A 16,276-nucleotide genomic window follows, 5' to 3' on the forward strand; every position below is an offset into this window, starting at 1 on the left:
TCCCAGCCCCCAAAAAGGCCTTTATATGGCTGACCCGCAAAGCTCGTCGGAATGGCAGCAACAGTGATTGATGCACATCAACAGCGGCTTGTTAAGCCGTGTTGGATTTTGCTTTTGGTAAGGTATTGAAAAACGAAGGCAATGACGAATTTGGAAAATTGAAAAACGTATTTACTCACCATTTATCAAATACTTGGCAAAGCTTTGCCCTGTTGCGTATGGGCCACAATTGCGGACCAAATCGTAATTGATCTTAGATCGGTATACCTCTGGCTATTGACCACCCGCCCGGACTGTATTGTCTGTGCGATACGCCGATCAGCGCAATGACGCCGACGGCCAAATAGGGGGTTTATTCAATGAAGCTGCTTCACCCGATCTCATGGCTTGCTTTGTCGGCCGGTGCGCTGGTCGCCACGCCCGTTCTGGCTCAGCAGTCCGGCGCAAACGCACAGGCCGATACCCAGGACACTGTATCGTCCAGCGCGAATGCTGCGCAGACCCGCATGGCGGCGATTACCGGCACGCCACAGGCCAGCAACGACGGCGACGTGATCGTCACGGGCACCCGCATTGCCCGTCCGAACCTTGCCTCGGCCTCGCCGATCACCTCGGTCACCGCGCAGGACATCCAGGCGCAGGCGCCGCTGAACGTCGAGGAAGTGCTGAACCGCCTGCCGCAGATCGCACCCGACGCGCAGCAGAACTACCAGGATTCGGACGGCCGCCAGCGGATCAAGCTGCGCAGCCTGGGCTTCGAGCGCACGCTCGTTCTGCTCGACGGCAAGCGTCTCGGCACGATGAATGCCCAAGACACCGGCATCATTCCCGCCTCGCTCCTCCAGCGCGTCGACATCCTGTCGGGCGGTGCCTCGTCCGTCTATGGTTCGGACGCGGTTTCGGGCGTCGTCAACTTCATCCTGCGCAAGGATTTCGACGGCATCCGCGTGGATGCCAACTATAATTTCTACAACCATCTGAACCGCAGCAACATCGTCACCCCGCTGGCGCAGGGTGTCGGCTTCAAGACCCCGCTCGGCTGGACCAATGACGGCGGCCGTGCCGACGTCACGCTGACCGCAGGCAAGAAGCTGCTCGACGATCGGCTCAAGGTGTCGGGCTTCGTCAACTATCGCAATTCGGAACTGGTCCGTACTGGCGATCGCTCGATCGCGGCGTGTCCGCTCGCGCAGTTGAGCAAGGACGGCCCCCTGACCTGTTCGCCGGTGTCCACCTATTCGCCCGCCGGTTACATCTCGCCGCGCTCGGGTCCGAATTCGGGTACGGCCTATGTCAACAATCCGGACGGCTCGCGCAGCTTCGTTCCCTATGGCCCGCGCTCTGGTGTCGCGGCCAACCCTTATGATGATTATTCCTTCCAGCGTCAGGGCGAGCGTTACACGGCGGGCGGCTTCCTGAGCTTCCAGATCGCGCCCGAGTTCGAACTTTATGGCGACGCCATCTGGTTCCGCGACAAGTCGATCAATCCCAGCCCGCTCCGCGTCTACAGCTACACGGTCTATGGCTCGACGCCCTATCAGGTGAACTGCAACAATCCATTCCTGTCGGCAGGGCAGGCGGGCGCGCTGGGTTGCGCGTCGGGTGCCACCAACTCGGTCCCGCTCGAAGTCCGCTATCGTTTCGACGGGCAGCCCTATCTGGTCGATACCTATATCAACCAGGGTATCCGGGCGACCGGCGGCCTGCGCGGCAAGGTGGGTGATGCGTGGACCTATGACATTGGCGGCGTCTACGCGCGCAACCAGCAGGACCTGCGTAACTCTCCCTATGCCGATCCCGACCGGGTCAACCGCTCGCTGAACGTCGTCAACGTCAATGGCACGCCGACCTGCGTTTCCAACCTGAGCGGCGGCGACAGCGCCTGCGTACCGTTCGACGCCTTCCGCGCCGGATCGGGCAACACCGCGCTGACCAATTATCTGTTCAACGGTCCGGGTAGCCAGAGCGGGGTCAACGGCCAGATCGGTATCCTGTACGACGTCATCAGCACGGTGACGGGTGACTTGGGCAAATACGGCATCAAGACGCCTTGGGCGAATGACGGTCTGGCGATCGCGCTGGGTGCGGAATATCGCAAGGATCGCCTGATATCGACCGCGAATGACGTCTATATCAGCCAGAATGGTGACAGCCGTAGCGACCTGCGTCAGGACGCCCTGGAATCGAACATCGAACTCCAGGCACCGCTGATCCAGGACAAGCCGTTCGCGCATCTGCTTCAGACCAATGGCGGCTTCCGTCTCTCGAAATACAGCTCGAACCCCAAGAGCTTCTCGACCTGGAAGATCGAGGGGCTGTACGCGCCGGTATCGGACGTGACCTTCCGCGCCTCGTACAACAAGGCGCAGCGCGCGCCGACCGTGGTCGAAATCATGCAGGCGACGACCATCCGCTATGGTCGCAACGGTACGCTGACCGACTTCTGCGCCCCCGTTCAGCGCACCCAGGCCGACGGGACGGTCACGACCGCACCGCTCGCGTCGCGCGACCTGTGCCGCAAGACCGGTCTGGCCGATAATCTGTACGGCAGCACCTCGCTGCTCTGCCCGACCGAGGGCTGCACGGTGCGCACCGGCGGTTATACCGCGGACCCGGAGACGGCCTATACGCTGACCTATGGTCTGGTGGTGAAGCCCAGTTTCGTGCCCGGCCTGGTCTTCTCGGTCGACCGGTATCAGATCCGCATCGTCAACTCGCTGAGCTTCAACGGGGCCGACTATTTCCTGAACGGCTGTCTGGCATCGAACGGCGATCCTTATTTCTGTCAGGGGATCGTGCGCGATCCGACGACGGGCTCGATCGCCAATCCGCCTGCCAACAACCCGACCAGCGGCTTCATCCGCCAGGGCACGACGAACTTCTATCGTTCGCTGGCCTATGGTTGGGATTTCCAGGGCCAGTATACGCTGGGCCTGGGCGGCGCGGGTCGACTCGACTGGAACTTCAACGGTTCGCTCACGACGCTGGCCGGTGGTCAGGATTCGCCGCTGCGCAGCCAGTATAATTGCGCGGGCTATTTCTCGAACGGTATCGCCTGCGGTCAGCTGGTCCCGAAGTGGATGCACGGTCTGCGCACCACCTGGACGACGGCGGACAACACGTTCAACGCTTCGTTCAACTGGCGTTATACGGGGTCGCTCACCACGGCGTTCAATTCGGGCAATGCGGATATCGGCGGCACGCCTGCCAATTTCCGCAACACCTATGCCCGGATCGCGCCGCAGAGCTATTTCGACTTGGCGCTGACCTGGAATATCGCGCGGCAGTTCGCGTTCCGTATCATCGCGAACAATCTGTTCGACAAGAACCCGCCGATCATTCCGAACTCGTACACCGTGGCCCTGTCGCGGGCGAACACCGCGCCGCAGCGTTACGACGCACTGGGTCGCCAGATCGCGATCGGGACGACGATCAACTTCTGATGACGGGGGCGGGGTGCTTCGGCATCCCGCCGCTTTCCAAACGGAAAAGGCCGGTCACCCCTGGGGGCGACCGGCCTTTCTTTTTTCAGGTCGCCACTTTCGCGGCGGCCGGCTTCACTCCACGAAGTCTTCGACCTCACGCCGCTTGCCGCGCATGAAGGCATCCGCGACATGGCGCAGCGGGGCGATGTCGACGTCGGAGCGGCCGCCCTTCACCAGTTCGGCAAAGCGCGCATAGAGGCCCGGATATTCGCCGTGCAGCCCTTCCTCGTGATGCGGGGTCGAGCCGTCGGGCAGGGTCAGCACTGCGCCGCCCTCGGCCAGCTTCAGCGTGCCGTCGGTCGTCTCGACGACGATGTCCCAGCTCTGATGCCCTTCCTGCCGCCAGTCGAGGTCGAGCGTGACGGGGGTGCCGTCGGTCATGCGGAACGCCACGTCGGCGGCGATCGGCGCGTCGCGATTGGCCGGGAAGTCCAGCGTCGCGCGCTCGATGAAGAAGGGCTGCGGCATGATATGCGTCGCGATCGACAGCGCGTTGATGCCGGGATCGAACACGCCGAAGCCGCCCGCTTCCCAGATCCAGGCCTGGCCCGGATGCCATTGGCGCACATCCTCGCGCCAGGTGATCGCGGCCGACGTCACCTTGCGGGCGGACAGCCATTCCCGCGCAGGCTCGACGCCCAGCGCGTAACGCGAGTGCCAGCTGGCGAAGAGGGTGACGTTCGCCTTGGCCGCCAGCTCCTCCAGCACCGCCACCTCGGCCAGCGTCGCGCCCGGCGGCTTTTCGAGGAAGACGTGCCAGTTGTTCGCCAGCGCGGCGGCGGCGATGGCGTGGCGGACCTGGGGCGGGGTGCACAGCGCCACCGCATCGACCGTCACATCGCTCTTGGCGAGTTCGTCGATGTCGTGGAAATGCGGCACGCCCTCGACCCCACCCGGCGAGCGGCTGACGGTCGCGACCAGTTCGAAAGCCGGATTGCCTGCGATGGCGGGAACGTGCTGGTCATGGGCGATCTTGCCCATGCCGACCAGCGCGAGACGGATCGTGTCGGTCATCGGTATCAGCGTGCCTTTTCGACATAAGCGCGCGCCGACACGGCGACATCCGCCGCCGGCTTGCCCGCGCGATAAAGATTGGAGCCCAGGCCAAACCCGTCCGCGCCGTGCGCGCGCCATTCGGCCATATTGTCGGGGGTGATGCCGCCCACCGCCAGCACCGCGACATCGCGCGGCAGGACGGCGCGCTGCGCCTTGAGGAAGGTGGGCGAGGCGCCCTCGGCCGGGAACAGCTTCAGGCCATGCGCGCCCGCTTTCAAGGCGGCGAACGCCTCGGACGGGGTGAAATAGCCGGGGAGCGAGATCAGCCCTTGCGCGACACTGTACGCGATCACCTCGACATCGGTGTTGGGCGAGACGATCAGCGTGCCGCCCGCCGCCTTCACCCGGTCGACCTGCTCGGTGGTCAGCACGGTGCCCGCGCCGACGATCGCCTTGTCCCCGACATGGGCGGCGATGGCGGCGATGCTGTCATAGGGCTGGGGCGAGTTCAGCGGCACTTCGATCAGGGTGAAACCGGCGTCCACCAGCGCATCGGCGACGGGGATCGCTTCGTCCGGGGTCAGGCCGCGCAGGATGGCGACGAGCGGGCAGGCGGCAAAGGCCTTGGCAAAGCTATGGGCGGGGTCGGTCATGACAAATGCTCCCGAATGGCGTGAAGACCGGCGAGGAAACCGGCATGACTGTCGAGCGCGACGACGGTGCCCCCGCGTGCCTCGATCCCGATGGTGTAGAGGTCGGCGAGCAGCCCGCTCGACAGAAGATGGACGGTGCCGCCCGCCATATCCGGGACCGCGCCGATATCGCTGCCGATCAGCAGACCGCTGGCATAGGCCGCCGCGTCCTCGGCGGCGATCCGGCCGAGCAGGACCGAGGCGCGCACCCCGAACAGCGCCGCCGTCAGGTCGCACGCGCCGCTGCCGCGTGTCAGGCCGTCGCGAAAGGCGGGGCCGTCCGCGACCGGACCATCGAGCATTCCGGCGAGGATGCCGTGCCCCTTGACCAGTGCGAACAGCTCGCCGGTCATGGTCGTGGCGAAGTCGGTGATCCGGCCACCCGTCACATGGACCCATTTGTTGTGGGTGCCCGGCTGCGCGAACAGCGCATCGGCAGGGGCGAGGCCAGCGGCGACCGCGCCCAGCACCTGCACCTCTTCGCCGCGCATCACATCGGCGCGCGTATCGGTCAGCAGCGAGACGCCCGGAACGATCGTGACGTCCTGATCCTCGATCCGCGTCGTAGCCCTGGCAAGGGCGGGCAGATCGGCCGGGGCGGGGACATAGGCCGCCTCGCGCCAGCCGCGCGTCGAGCCGACCATGCCCGCCGCGATGATCGGAAGCGGTCCGAAGCGCGACCGGATCGCCGCGATCTCGGACGGATAATCCTCCGCTCGCATCGCCAGCACGCCGCGATCGTCGCGGACCGTGTCCAGCATCGTGCCATCGGCACCGATACGATAGATTCGCCGATTGGTCGTGCCCCAATCAATGGCGATATAGGCGGGCGTCACGTCTGATGGCACGGCTGGCACGCCCTCTCCGAAAAATTTTTCTAGGATGATTTGTAGGACAATAAAGGCGCTGGCGCAAGCGGAACGAATGAGGGGATCAGCCTGCGGAAACGGCGCGTTCCGGTCCAACATCGTCCAAAAACAAGTGGGTGATCCCAAACCTATCTATAATGCGATGCGTTATCTTTATTGGGCTGTGGTTGTGCGTGGCGCGACTTATGCTATTGCGCTGACAAAGGCATCGTCAGCGGGTGTCCGCGGATATGGACAGCCTGTTTCGGCTCGCTATGCGCAGGCGAAAATAAACCAGATCATAGCTTGGGAGGGATCGGAAGGCCGGGTTCGGCCGTGTTCCGCCGCCATGCGATGGTCATGATGGCGAAGGCGGTCCCCCGTCGGGACATATCACTGCCATGCCGTTCGCCACGACGATCGTTCGCGCGAAGGACGGGCATGAGCGATCATCGAGAAGGCGTCGAACATGCACAATGACGATCGGAACCAGGGCGTACGTTCCTCGGGCAGCGACCAGGGCGGGATCACGCGGCGCGCCATGATGGGCTCCGCGCTGGCGGCGAGCACGGCGGCGGTCGCGCCGTTCGCGGCAGAGGCGGCGGGTTCCGAGCACAAGGTCGACGTCCTGCTGATCGGTGGCGGCATCATGAGCGCGACGCTGGGCGTGCTGCTGCGCGAACTGGAGCCCAACTGGACGATCGAAATGGTCGAGCGGCTGGACAAGGTGGCCGAGGAAAGCTCGAACGGCTGGAACAATGCGGGCACCGGCCACTCGGCGCTGTGCGAGCTGAACTACACCCCGGTCAACGAGGCCGATGGGCGGGTCGAGATCAAGAAGGCGATCGAGATCAACGAACAGTTCCAGGTCACCCGCCAGTTCCTGAGCCATCAGGTCCGCACCGGCGTCCTGAAGAACCCGCGCAGCTTCATCAACTCGACGCCGCATATGAACCTGGTGTGGGGTGACGAGAATGTCGCCTTCCTGCAGAAGCGCCATGCCGCGCTGCTCGCCAGTCCGCTTTTCTCGGGCATGGAATTCACCACCGACCCACGCCAGATCGCGCAATGGGTGCCGGTGATGATGGAGGGGCGCAAGGCCGGGCAAAAGCTGGCCGCCACCCGCTCGACCCTGGGCACCGACTGCGACTGGGGTGAGGTGACGCGGCAATATATCCGCACGCTGCAGGCGCAGCCGGGCGTGACGCTGACCACCGGCCATGAGGTCCGCTCGCTGGAGCGCAATGCGGACGGCACCTGGCGGGTCACCGCGCGGGACCGCAAGACCGACGAGAAGCGGATCATCACCGCGCGCTTCGTCTTTGCGGGGGCTGGCGGCGGCGCGCTGCCCATCCTGCAGAAGTCAGGCATTCCCGAGGGCGACGACTATGCGGGTTTCCCGGTCGGCGGATCGTTCCTGGTCACCGAAAACCCCGCCATCGCCAAGCGCCATCTGGCCAAGGTCTATGGCAAGGCCGCGACCGGATCGCCGCCCATGTCGGTGCCGCATCTCGACACCCGCTATCTGAACGGCAAGCAGGTCCTGCTGTTCGGGCCCTTCGCCACCTTCTCGACCAAGTTCCTGAAGGAAGGGTCCTATTTCGATCTGCCCAAGTCGGTGACGCTGGACAATTTCCGCCCCATGCTGTCGGTCGGCTGGGACGAATTCGCGCTGGTCGAATATCTTGCCGGGCAGCTGATGCTCAGCCATGAGGACAAGATGAACGCGCTGCGGGAGTATTTCCCAGGCGCCAAGGACGGCGACTGGCGGCTGTGGCAGGCCGGACAGCGGGTGCAGATCATCAAGCGCGATCCCAAGAAGGGCGGCATATTGAAGCTGGGGACCGAGATCGTCGCGTCGAAGGACGGCTCGATCGCGGCGTTGCTGGGGGCTTCGCCGGGCGCGTCGACCGCGCCGTCGATCATGCTGAACCTCATCAAGAAGGTCTTCCCCGACCGGCTGGCGACCCCGGCCTGGCAGTCCAAGATCCGCGAGATCGTGCCCAGCTATGGCACCGCGCTGAACGAGGATCGCAACCTGCTGGCGCATGAATGGGCCGCGACCGCCGAGACGCTGCAACTCGCCATCGCCCCGCCGCAGGTGAGTGCCGCGTCGGTCACCGAGGCGCCGCGTCCGGAGGCGACGCGGGTCAGCCCCAACCGGCATCCCGATCTGGCGCTCTGATCCGGGCCTAGCCCTCCCCTTCAGGGGAGGGGTTGGGGTGGGGCCTCCCCATTGGCGCTACGCCTGTTGAAGCGCCCCACCCCCGGCCCCTCCCCTGAAGGGGAGGGGAGAAGAACTGTTCTCACGCTGAGTCGAAAGTGATCGCTCGGGGATGACGCAGGCGCCGCATCGCCCTACATCTCTGCCCATGTATCAGTTCGACATCGCCGCCGGATCGAAGGCGGAGCTTTACCGCGACCTCCATGCCGCGCTCGACGCGCTGACCGCCGGAGAGGCGGATGCGGTCGCCAACATGGCCAATGCCGCCGCGCTGATCTGGCAATATCTGCCCGATCTCAACTGGGCGGGTTTCTACCGGATGGTCGGCGGGGAATTGGTGCTCGGCCCGTTCCAGGGCAAGGCCGCGTGCATCCGCATCCCGGTCGGCAAGGGGGTGTGCGGCACCGCCGTCGCCGAGGCACGCACCCAGCGCGTCGCCGATGTCCATGCCTTTCCCGGCCATATCGCCTGCGATGCGGCCAGCCGGTCCGAACTGGTCGTGCCGATACTCATCGACGGTGCGGTGGTCGGCGTGCTCGATCTCGACAGCCCCGAGCCCGGCCGGTTCGATGACGCGGATCAGGCGGGCTGCGAGGCGCTGATGACGCTCCTGGCGCCGCGCCTTGCCGCCATGGCGGGTTGAGGTTCCCGACCGGGCCTGCCCCGATTCGGGACGTGTGCGGTCGCTTTCGATGCAGGCAGCGCGCTGATATCAAACCTTGTTTCGGCTTCGGCGTTGAGGGGGGCGTCGCTGCATTGAACAGGGGAAATTGTCCGTCATGCGAAGCTCTCCGCCGTTGATCGCCCTGACCCTCGCCATGGTGCTGAGCGCGCCTGCGCTGGGACAGGCCGGTGCCCGCTATCCACGCCCCGATGTCAATCCCGAGCCTTCGCCCGCGCCGGTCGCCAGCCGCGATCCGGTGGTCCGCACGACCATGGTCGGCGTGCCGCCCGCGCGGGCGGATCGCTGGGGCAGCCGGGTCGGCGGGCGCTGGTGGGGCGGGGCGAATGCGCCGGGCGGCTGGCGCGCCTATCGCCGTCCGGTACGCGGCATGACGGTGCCGTCCTATTGGACCGATCCACGTTTCAGAATCGAAGACTGGGCGGTCTATACCCTGCCGCAGCCACCGGTCGGCTATCACTGGTCGCGCTATTATGACGATGCGGTCCTGCTCGATGGGCGCGGATCGGTCTATGACAGCGTCTATGGCGTGAATTGGGACGGGACGCCGGATTATGCCGGAGCGCCTTATCCACCGCCGCCGCCACGGCGTGACGACGGATTGGGCGGTGCCGCGATCGGGGCGGTCGCGGGTGGCATCGCGGGCAATCTGATCGGTGGGCGGGACAACCGGCTGGGCGGCACGCTGATCGGCGCAGGCGTCGGCGCGGCGGCGGGCTATGCGATCGACCGGGCCGAGGATCGGCGGCGGTCGATGGCGCCGGGCTATGACGATTACAGCTATCAGGGCGATTATCCGCCGCCGCCACCGCCCGCCATGGGGCGGCGCATCGTGACGCGGGACGGGACGACCGTCACCACCACCACGACGGTCGGGACATTGGGCGCGGACCGGTCGGGTTATTATGACCAGGGTTATTATTATCCCGCTCCCACCGTGACGACGGTTGTGGTACAGGGGGCCCCAGTTGTTACCACGACGACGACCACCACGACCGAGGTCGTGCGTTCGGGCCCGCGCCGCGCGCGGGTGCGCAGCAAGCTGGTTCGTCGCTGACGCCTTCCCCCAGGGGGGATTTCCACCCGAGAGACGCCGGGCTGGAAATCGGGATGCCGCTCCGACTCTCCCGCGGGGCGGCATCCTTTTAATCCGCAATCGATCGCCGCTCAGCGCCCGCCAAAGGTGACGAGGCTTTCCGAACCATCCGCCGCGATCGCCGAGACGCCGACGAAATGATCGTCGACCGGGACTTGGGTCAGCACCGCCTTGGTCTCGGTCACGTCGCGCGACTGGGACCAGTCGGACTGGTCGTTGCGCCGCCAGTGGATGCGATAGCGGGCGGCACCGGGCACGGCCACCCATTCGACCTGGGTGTCACGCGACAGCGCGCCGCTGATCGTCACCTTGTCCGGTGCGGGCGGGGCGGCGGCGAGGCGGGCCAAGGTGGCGATATTGATCGCGGTGACCTTCGCCAGATAGGGGAAATCCATCTTGTCGATGGTGTCGCCATAGGCGACCGTCCCTTCCTTGCGCAGGTCCTGATGCTGCGCGTCCCAATCCTCGTTCGCGACCGAGAAACGAATGGCGGGATAGCCCAGCTTCAAAAAGGGTTCGTGATCGCCCCCGCGCCCGAACCGGTCGGGCCGCCGGTCTAGAAATACGTCGAGGCCACCCAGCTTGGTCGCGACGCCGTGGATCGCCTTGGCCAGCGCGCGACTGGGGCCGTCATCCTCGCCGCCATTGCCGCGCCGCTGCATCTGCTGCGGCAGGTCTTCCGACGCGCGGATGCCTTCGGAGAAGACGCGCACCCAGCGCGCCTCGCGCACGCCGCCCTGGCCCACCGTGTTGCCGACGATATCGTTGTTGAGCATCGCCGACACCCGCCAGTTGCGTGCTTTCGCCGTGTCGGCCAGCAGGGTGGAGCCCCACAGCCCCTGTTCCTCGCCAGAGAAGACGGCATAGACGATGGTCGCGTCGAACTGCTGCTTCGACAATTGCCGTGCCGCCTCCAGTACCAGCGCCACGCCCGAGGCGTCGTCATTGGCGCCGGGCGCGTCGGAGGTCGCGTCCATCACGTCGGTCACGCGACTGTCGATATGCGCGCCGACGATGACGACGCGGTTTGGGTCGCGCCCCCGTTGGATGCCCAGCACATCCTCGACCATCACGCCGTTCGGCGCGCGCGGGCCGGTGAAGCGGCGGTTGATCCGCTCGACGGTGATGCAGCCGTTACAGCCTTGGCCGATCGTCTCGAACTGCCGCGCCGCCCAGTCGCGGGCCGCGCCGATGCCGCGCTTGGGGTCGGTGGTGGTCGAGGCGGTGTGACGCGTGCCGAAGCCGACCAGCGCTTCGACATCGGCCTTCAGCCGGGCAGGGGACGGAGCGGTGGCAGGCGTCGCGGCGGCGGCGGCGAGCAGAATGGGAAGGATCATCACACCAGACTGGCCGAGCGGGCAAGGGGAGGCAAGTGGCGGATTTCACGGCCTAACCCGCCCCGCAATTGCGAGCGCAGCGACGCAATCCTGGGCGTCGTGGCGTGTGGCTCCTGGATTGCTTCGCTGCGCTCGCAATGACGGGGTCTGCTGTTAAGTGGTTGACGTAGATGGAATTATGGACCGTCGCTCGCGCGCTCACGTTGCTCCCTTACCCATGACAGCGATTAAGGAAGCATCATGAACGCCAAATCCGTCAGCCTGGGCCTCGGCCTGTTCTCGCTCGCACTCGGCGCGGCTGAGCTGTTCGCATCGCGCCGCATTGCCGAACGCCTCTCGGTGCCGGGCGGGGCCAGGACCGTCAAAGCGTATGGCGTGCGCGAAGTCGTCGCCGGGGTCGGTCTGGTCCAGGCGCCTGCCCATTCCGCCCGCGTCTGGAACCGGGTGGCGGGCGATCTGCTCGATCTGGGGACGTTGGCGCTGTCGGTGCGCCGGTCGCCAAAGGAGCGGGCGGTGTGGGGTGCGATCGGCTTCGTCGCTTTTGCCACTGCGCTCGACCTGCTGACTGCGCGGGCGCTGGACCGGACGACGGGCAAGACGATGCCGGTCGGCGCGTGATGCGAAACCGCCCCGAACCATGTGGTTCGGGGCGGTTCCTTATTTTCTCAGGTGCGGGGAGGATGTTCAGATCGCTGGCTTCTCTCCGATCTGTTCGGCCTGGGCGCTGCTGTCCGGGCGGGCCGGGCCGAGTACGGGTTCCTCGCCCATCGGCTCGTTGCGGAACACGGTGAATTCGCCACGACCGTCGACGCTTGGCCCCTGGGTCCAGCGCCCTTCCGGATAGGTGCCGTCGACCGAGGTGACGAAGAAGTCGTAATTATGGTCCTGGCTCTCCTTGGCTTGCGGGAAGGAGTTGGGGATGGGGAGTGCGGCCTCGGCGCCCAGTTCCTCGATCACGGCCAGCCATTGCTCCTGATGCATGGTGTCGCGCGCGATCATGAAGTGCAGCATGTCCTTCATGCCCTGATCGTGCGCGGCATTGTAGAGACGGGTCGCCAGCACGCGGCCGGTGCTTTCGGCCGCGACGTTGCAATACATGTCGGCGGCGATGTTCCCGCTGGCATAGATATGGCTCATGTCGAACGGGATGCCGTCCGAGTCCACCGGCTGCGCGGCGAGGCCGGTCGACAGGATATGCTTGTGCAGCGCGCCCTCGATCGCGTGGCGGGCACTGCCGCCGCCCATCACCGCGCCGACGATGCCGTCCGCCGCGCCCTCTTCCTGGAGCGAGGCGGGCGCCTTGTCGAGGTTGAGCGCGACGGCGGTCGCCAGCATCTCGATATGCCCGATCTCCTCCGTGGCGGTGTGGAGCAGCATGTCGCGATATTTGGGCGTCGGCGCGCGATTGCCCCAGGCCTGGAAGAAATATTGCATGCAGACGCGGATCTCACCCTCCACGCCGCCGATCGCCTGTTGCAACATACGTGCGAACAAGGGGTCGGGGCTTTCGCAGCGGACGGGATATTGCAGACGCTTGTCGTGATAATACATGATCGGTCTCGCTTGCTTGGGGGATCGGGGATCAGTGGCTGGCGGTCTCACCGGCCGCGCGACGTTCGAGATAGCGGCGGGTCAGCGCGGCATTGTTGTCGTCGACCCAGGCCGCCATCGACAGCTCTTCGTTCAGCGACTGGGTGAGCAGCGGCGTGGCGCTGCCAAAGCCGCCGACATCGGCGATGGTGATGAGCGATTTGTAAGCCGCCGCCTCGAAATTCTCGAAGGCGAAGTTCGCAAAGCTGTTCTTCAGGATTTCGTCGGGCGCGAAAATGTGGCCCAGCGCCGCCATATTGCCGGAGAAGCTCAGCGCCGCGTCCTTAAGCATCGAGCGGCTCTCGTTGAAGCCGTCCAATATGTCCTCCAGCCGGACGATCTGCTGCTCGGTCTCGCCCCGGTGCATCCGCAGATGGTCGGCCACGTCCGGATAGTTGGACAGGTGGTCGAGTTGCCGGTCGATCAGCGCCAGCGCCTGATGCTCGACCGCATGGGCGTTCTTCAGCCCGGCGATAAAGACCGCCGCGACGACGTCATTGGGTAGGGATGCCATGGATCATCGCTCCTTGGGTTAAGGATCAGAGGAAGGGGGTGCCGCCGGTTACGGGGATGGTCGCGCCGCTGATGTAGCTGGCCTCGCCGCTCGCCAGCAGGACGTAAGGGGGCGCGAGTTCGGCGGGTTGCGCGGCGCGGCCCATCGGCGTCTGCTCGCCGAAACTCTTCACCGCTTCCGGCGGCATGGTGGAGGGGATCAGCGGGGTCCAGACCGGTCCCGGTGCCACCGCATTGACGCGGATTTTGCGCTCGGCGAGCATTTGCGCCAGGCCAGCGGTGAAATTATGGATCGCGCCCTTGGTCGTCGCATAGGCGAGCAGTTGCTGGTTCGGCTTGTCGGCGTTGATCGAGGTCGTGTTGATGATCGACGCGCCCTCGCCCATGTGCGGCACGGCGGCCTTCACCAGATAGAACATCGCATGGATGTTGGTGGCGAAGGTGACCTCCCACTCTTCGTCGCTGATATCCTCGATCGCCTGAAAGCTCGCCTGATGCGCGGCGTTGTTGACCAATATGTCGACCCGGCCGAAGGTCTGGACCGCCCTTTCGACGATGGTGCGGCAATGCACCGGATCGCTGACGTCGCCGGGGATCAGCAACGCCTTGCGGCCCGCCTGTTCGACCAGCCGCTGGGTTTCGGCGGCATCCTCGTCCTCGGACAGGTAGGAGATCACCACATCCGCGCCTTCGCGGGCAAAGGCGATGGCGACCGCGCGGCCGATGCCGCTGTCCGCGCCGGTGATGATCGCCTTCTTGTCGGTCAGCCTGCCATGGCCGACATAGCTATGCTCGCCATGATCGGGGCGTGGGTCCATAGCCTCGGTCTGGCCGGGCATGTCCTGCTGCTGTTCGGGTTGGGGTGGGGTAGGGCGTTCGTTCATGGACCGTCTCTCCTTGCCCGGTCCAATGGGCAGGGCAGGGAGGCGTTCCGGAAAAAATCATGATCTTAAAACGCGTTAATCGCTATTTTTGAGTTCCCGTCCATCGTCGCGCAAAGCGCTCGCCCCGTCCGATGCGGTCGCTGCCAGATGGGTGAGGATGGCATGCTCCAGCATGTCCATCGCATCGGCATAGCTGTGGGAATCGGTCGGCAGCGTCTCCATCGCAAAGCCGTGTCCGCGCGCGGCGGCGCGGAAGGCGACACCGGTCGCATCCCCGCGTGCGACGATGATCGCGGCATCCTCGCCCCAGCCATGGATGGCGTGGAGCAGGGGCGCGGCGGTCGCGTCCAGCGGGGCGGGGGAGGCGGCGATCTTGGTCAGCCCCTGGCGCAGCTTGCCCAGGTCGACCGCACCGCGCGCCAGCCGCAACCACTCGGCCGGATTGACCAGCTTTCGCGCATAATGGCGACGGATCGCGGCGGCGGGGGGCAGGAGATCGGGTTCGTCCGACAGCCACGGATTGGACAGCAGGACGCGGGCAAACCCCGCCTCCGCGCCGAACGTCGCCAGCGCGGCGGCGGCGTCGCAATTGCCGAAGCCGATGACGCGGGTCAGGTTCGCCGCCTCGGCAAAGGCATCGATGGCGGCGGCGAGATCGGGGCCGCTCGACTCCCACCCGCCATTGGCGCCCTCGCTGTCGCCCACGCCGCGCCGGTCGAACCGGAATACCGGATAGCCCCGTGCGGCGATCCGCGCGGCCAGCATCGCCTGACCCCGATGCGCGCCCATGCGCGGCTCGTTGCCGCCGGAAACGATCATCAGACCGGTGTCGGACGCGCCTTCGTCCAGCGTGCCGATCAGCGTCGCGCCCTCGCAACGGAAGGAAATCAGCCTTCGCATGAGGCGATCCACTGCGCGATGTCCTCGGCCAGCAGGGCGGCGAGGTCGGGATCGTCCTGCGGCTCCGCCCGGCGCCAGGGTGGCACGGCGTCGATCAGGCGGTCGGCGGGTGCCCGGTCATGGCCCAGCCGCACGACCCGGCGCGGCACGCCCGGCTGGTCGAATGGTTCTGCCCCTGCCAGCCCGGCGAGGAAATGCGGCGAGACGCGGTTGCCCGCGACCCGGACCGGCGATTCCGCGCCGAACACGCCATGCTCGTCGCCGCGCAGGCCCGCCGCCGCGCGCACCCGGATCACGTCGCGCAACACCGCTTCGCCGGTCATCGGCGTCAGGTGCCAGCGTCCGGCCAGCAGTGCGAAACCATCGACCAGTGCGCCGCCCCGGATCGACACGGCATAACAGCGCCGGTCGCCCAGCGCCTCGGCCGCCGCCTGATGTGCGTCGCGCCATTGCAGCAGGCTGGCCTTTTCGGTGTCGATCAGGCTCTCGCCCGTGCCCGGCCAGTCGGGCAGCGCGCCGCCGATGCCGTGATCGGCCAGCCGCCGCAGCATCGCCACCGCCACGCTGCGCATCCGGTTCGCCTCTTCCCAAAAGGGCATCGCGACCAGCACGACCGGCCCCTGGGACGGCCCGAAGCGCAGCATCGCCTCGCGCCCGCCGGGCCAGTCATAATAGTCGATCAAGCGTGCGCCTTGGCGTTCGCGAAGGCCACGAGCTGGCCGAACGTCTCCAGCATCTCGCCATCGACTTCGTCATCCTCGATCAGGATGCCCAGCCGGTCCTCCAACTCGGTCAGCACGCCCGCCACCGCCATCGAGTCCAGTTCGGGCAGCGCGCCGAACAAAGGCGTATCGGCGTCGAAGCTGTCCACCCGCTCGGCCGACAAGCCCAGCACATCGGCCAGCACGCCGCGCACTGCCGCTTCCACTTGCCCGTTCGTCTGGAGTTCCAAACCCTGTCGCCCTGTTGTTGGTCTCTTTGCGACAGCGTTAGAGCGGCGGGGGGCGTTGGGCAACCAGCTGTCGACTT

Annotated in this window: 15 protein-coding genes; 5 read left to right on the forward strand and 10 right to left on the reverse strand. The window is 66.0% G+C overall.

Annotated elements, in window-relative coordinates:
* The first annotated feature begins 359 nt into the window (after positions 1–359).
* Positions 360–3,443: a TonB-dependent receptor domain-containing protein gene (locus U1H82_RS02110; RefSeq protein ID WP_322963277.1), complete on the forward strand. Its 3,084-nt coding sequence runs from the start codon at positions 360–362 to the stop codon at positions 3,441–3,443.
* Between the two features lie 114 nt (positions 3,444–3,557).
* Here U1H82_RS02110 and U1H82_RS02115 read toward each other — a convergent pair whose 3' ends face one another.
* The 3 genes from U1H82_RS02115 to U1H82_RS02125 are packed head-to-tail and all read right to left on the reverse strand — an operon-like array spanning position 3,558 to position 6,021.
* Positions 3,558–4,499 (reverse strand): Gfo/Idh/MocA family protein, encoded by a 942-nt coding sequence (locus tag U1H82_RS02115; protein ID WP_322963278.1) that lies wholly within the window; start codon positions 4,497–4,499, stop codon positions 3,558–3,560.
* A gap of 5 nt (positions 4,500–4,504) precedes the next feature.
* Positions 4,505–5,134 (reverse strand): 2-dehydro-3-deoxy-6-phosphogalactonate aldolase, encoded by a 630-nt coding sequence (locus U1H82_RS02120; RefSeq protein WP_322963279.1) that lies wholly within the window; start codon positions 5,132–5,134, stop codon positions 4,505–4,507.
* Entirely contained in the window at positions 5,131–6,021 is an 891-nt protein-coding gene (locus U1H82_RS02125; RefSeq protein WP_322963280.1) for a 2-dehydro-3-deoxygalactonokinase, read from the reverse strand. Before U1H82_RS02125 ends, U1H82_RS02120 begins: the two co-directional genes overlap by 4 nt.
* Before the next feature lie 469 nt (positions 6,022–6,490).
* Here U1H82_RS02125 and mqo point away from each other — a divergent pair, with 469 nt between their 5' ends.
* From mqo to U1H82_RS02140, 3 genes are all read left to right on the forward strand, one after another.
* Positions 6,491–8,206: a malate dehydrogenase (quinone) gene (mqo, locus tag U1H82_RS02130; RefSeq protein WP_322963281.1), complete on the forward strand. Its 1,716-nt coding sequence runs from the start codon at positions 6,491–6,493 to the stop codon at positions 8,204–8,206.
* A gap of 187 nt (positions 8,207–8,393) precedes the next feature.
* Positions 8,394–8,888 (forward strand): free L-methionine (R)-S-oxide reductase MsrC, encoded by a 495-nt coding sequence (gene msrC / locus U1H82_RS02135; RefSeq protein WP_322963282.1) that lies wholly within the window; start codon positions 8,394–8,396, stop codon positions 8,886–8,888.
* A gap of 136 nt (positions 8,889–9,024) precedes the next feature.
* Positions 9,025–9,984, forward strand: coding sequence for an RcnB family protein (locus tag U1H82_RS02140; RefSeq protein ID WP_322963283.1), 960 nt, complete (start codon positions 9,025–9,027; stop codon positions 9,982–9,984).
* A gap of 110 nt (positions 9,985–10,094) precedes the next feature.
* Here U1H82_RS02140 and U1H82_RS02145 read toward each other — a convergent pair whose 3' ends face one another.
* Positions 10,095–11,360 carry a M20/M25/M40 family metallo-hydrolase gene (locus tag U1H82_RS02145; protein ID WP_322963284.1) on the reverse strand — a complete coding sequence of 422 codons (1,266 nt, stop codon included), beginning with the start codon at positions 11,358–11,360 and terminating at the stop codon, positions 10,095–10,097.
* 240 nt (positions 11,361–11,600) lie between these two features.
* On the opposite strand from U1H82_RS02145, the gene U1H82_RS02150 reads away from it, so the two are divergent.
* Complete coding sequence (locus tag U1H82_RS02150; RefSeq protein ID WP_322963285.1) at positions 11,601–11,978, forward strand: hypothetical protein; 378 nt, start codon at positions 11,601–11,603, stop codon at positions 11,976–11,978.
* A gap of 66 nt (positions 11,979–12,044) precedes the next feature.
* Here U1H82_RS02150 and U1H82_RS02155 read toward each other — a convergent pair whose 3' ends face one another.
* The 6 genes from U1H82_RS02155 to U1H82_RS02180 all read right to left on the reverse strand — a co-directional run bounded on the left by U1H82_RS02155 (position 12,045) and on the right by U1H82_RS02180 (position 16,199).
* A complete protein-coding gene (locus tag U1H82_RS02155) occupies positions 12,045–12,911 on the reverse strand; it encodes a manganese catalase family protein (RefSeq protein WP_322963286.1) in 867 nt (288 codons plus the stop codon).
* A 31-nt stretch (positions 12,912–12,942) separates the two neighbouring features.
* Entirely contained in the window at positions 12,943–13,464 is a 522-nt protein-coding gene (locus U1H82_RS02160; protein WP_322963288.1) for a ferritin-like domain-containing protein, read from the reverse strand.
* A 25-nt stretch (positions 13,465–13,489) separates the two neighbouring features.
* Entirely contained in the window at positions 13,490–14,347 is an 858-nt protein-coding gene (locus tag U1H82_RS02165; protein WP_322963289.1) for an SDR family oxidoreductase, read from the reverse strand.
* A gap of 75 nt (positions 14,348–14,422) precedes the next feature.
* Complete coding sequence (locus U1H82_RS02170; protein WP_322963290.1) at positions 14,423–15,247, reverse strand: hydrolase 1, exosortase A system-associated; 825 nt, start codon at positions 15,245–15,247, stop codon at positions 14,423–14,425.
* Positions 15,235–15,930, reverse strand: coding sequence for an alpha/beta hydrolase family protein (locus tag U1H82_RS02175; protein ID WP_322963291.1), 696 nt, complete (start codon positions 15,928–15,930; stop codon positions 15,235–15,237). The genes U1H82_RS02170 and U1H82_RS02175 overlap by 13 nt, the downstream gene beginning before the upstream one ends.
* Positions 15,927–16,199, reverse strand: a complete 273-nt coding sequence (locus U1H82_RS02180) for an acyl carrier protein (protein ID WP_322963292.1) — start codon at positions 16,197–16,199, stop codon at positions 15,927–15,929. Before U1H82_RS02180 ends, U1H82_RS02175 begins: the two co-directional genes overlap by 4 nt.
* Positions 16,200–16,276: the final 77 nt, after the last annotated feature.

It is taken from the genome of Sphingomonas fuzhouensis (genome assembly GCF_034659795.1).
Lineage (GTDB): Bacteria > Pseudomonadota > Alphaproteobacteria > Sphingomonadales > Sphingomonadaceae > Sphingomonas > Sphingomonas fuzhouensis.

What these genes read in the sequence shown, in the direction of transcription:
- U1H82_RS02110 (WP_322963277.1), top strand. Translation starts at nt 360, where the DNA reads ATGAAGCTGCTTCACCCGATCTCATGGCTTGCTTTGTCGGCCGGTGCG.
- U1H82_RS02115 (WP_322963278.1), bottom strand. Translation starts at nt 4,499, where the DNA reads ATGACCGACACGATCCGTCTCGCGCTGGTCGGCATGGGCAAGATCGCC.
- U1H82_RS02120 (WP_322963279.1), bottom strand. Translation starts at nt 5,134, where the DNA reads ATGACCGACCCCGCCCATAGCTTTGCCAAGGCCTTTGCCGCCTGCCCG.
- mqo (WP_322963281.1), top strand. Translation starts at nt 6,491, where the DNA reads ATGCACAATGACGATCGGAACCAGGGCGTACGTTCCTCGGGCAGCGAC.
- msrC (WP_322963282.1), top strand. Translation starts at nt 8,394, where the DNA reads ATGTATCAGTTCGACATCGCCGCCGGATCGAAGGCGGAGCTTTACCGC.
- U1H82_RS02140 (WP_322963283.1), top strand. Translation starts at nt 9,025, where the DNA reads ATGCGAAGCTCTCCGCCGTTGATCGCCCTGACCCTCGCCATGGTGCTG.
- U1H82_RS02145 (WP_322963284.1), bottom strand. Translation starts at nt 11,360, where the DNA reads ATGATCCTTCCCATTCTGCTCGCCGCCGCCGCCGCGACGCCTGCCACC.
- U1H82_RS02150 (WP_322963285.1), top strand. Translation starts at nt 11,601, where the DNA reads ATGAACGCCAAATCCGTCAGCCTGGGCCTCGGCCTGTTCTCGCTCGCA.
- U1H82_RS02155 (WP_322963286.1), bottom strand. Translation starts at nt 12,911, where the DNA reads ATGTATTATCACGACAAGCGTCTGCAATATCCCGTCCGCTGCGAAAGC.
- U1H82_RS02160 (WP_322963288.1), bottom strand. Translation starts at nt 13,464, where the DNA reads ATGGCATCCCTACCCAATGACGTCGTCGCGGCGGTCTTTATCGCCGGG.
- U1H82_RS02165 (WP_322963289.1), bottom strand. Translation starts at nt 14,347, where the DNA reads ATGAACGAACGCCCTACCCCACCCCAACCCGAACAGCAGCAGGACATG.
- U1H82_RS02170 (WP_322963290.1), bottom strand. Translation starts at nt 15,247, where the DNA reads ATGCGAAGGCTGATTTCCTTCCGTTGCGAGGGCGCGACGCTGATCGGC.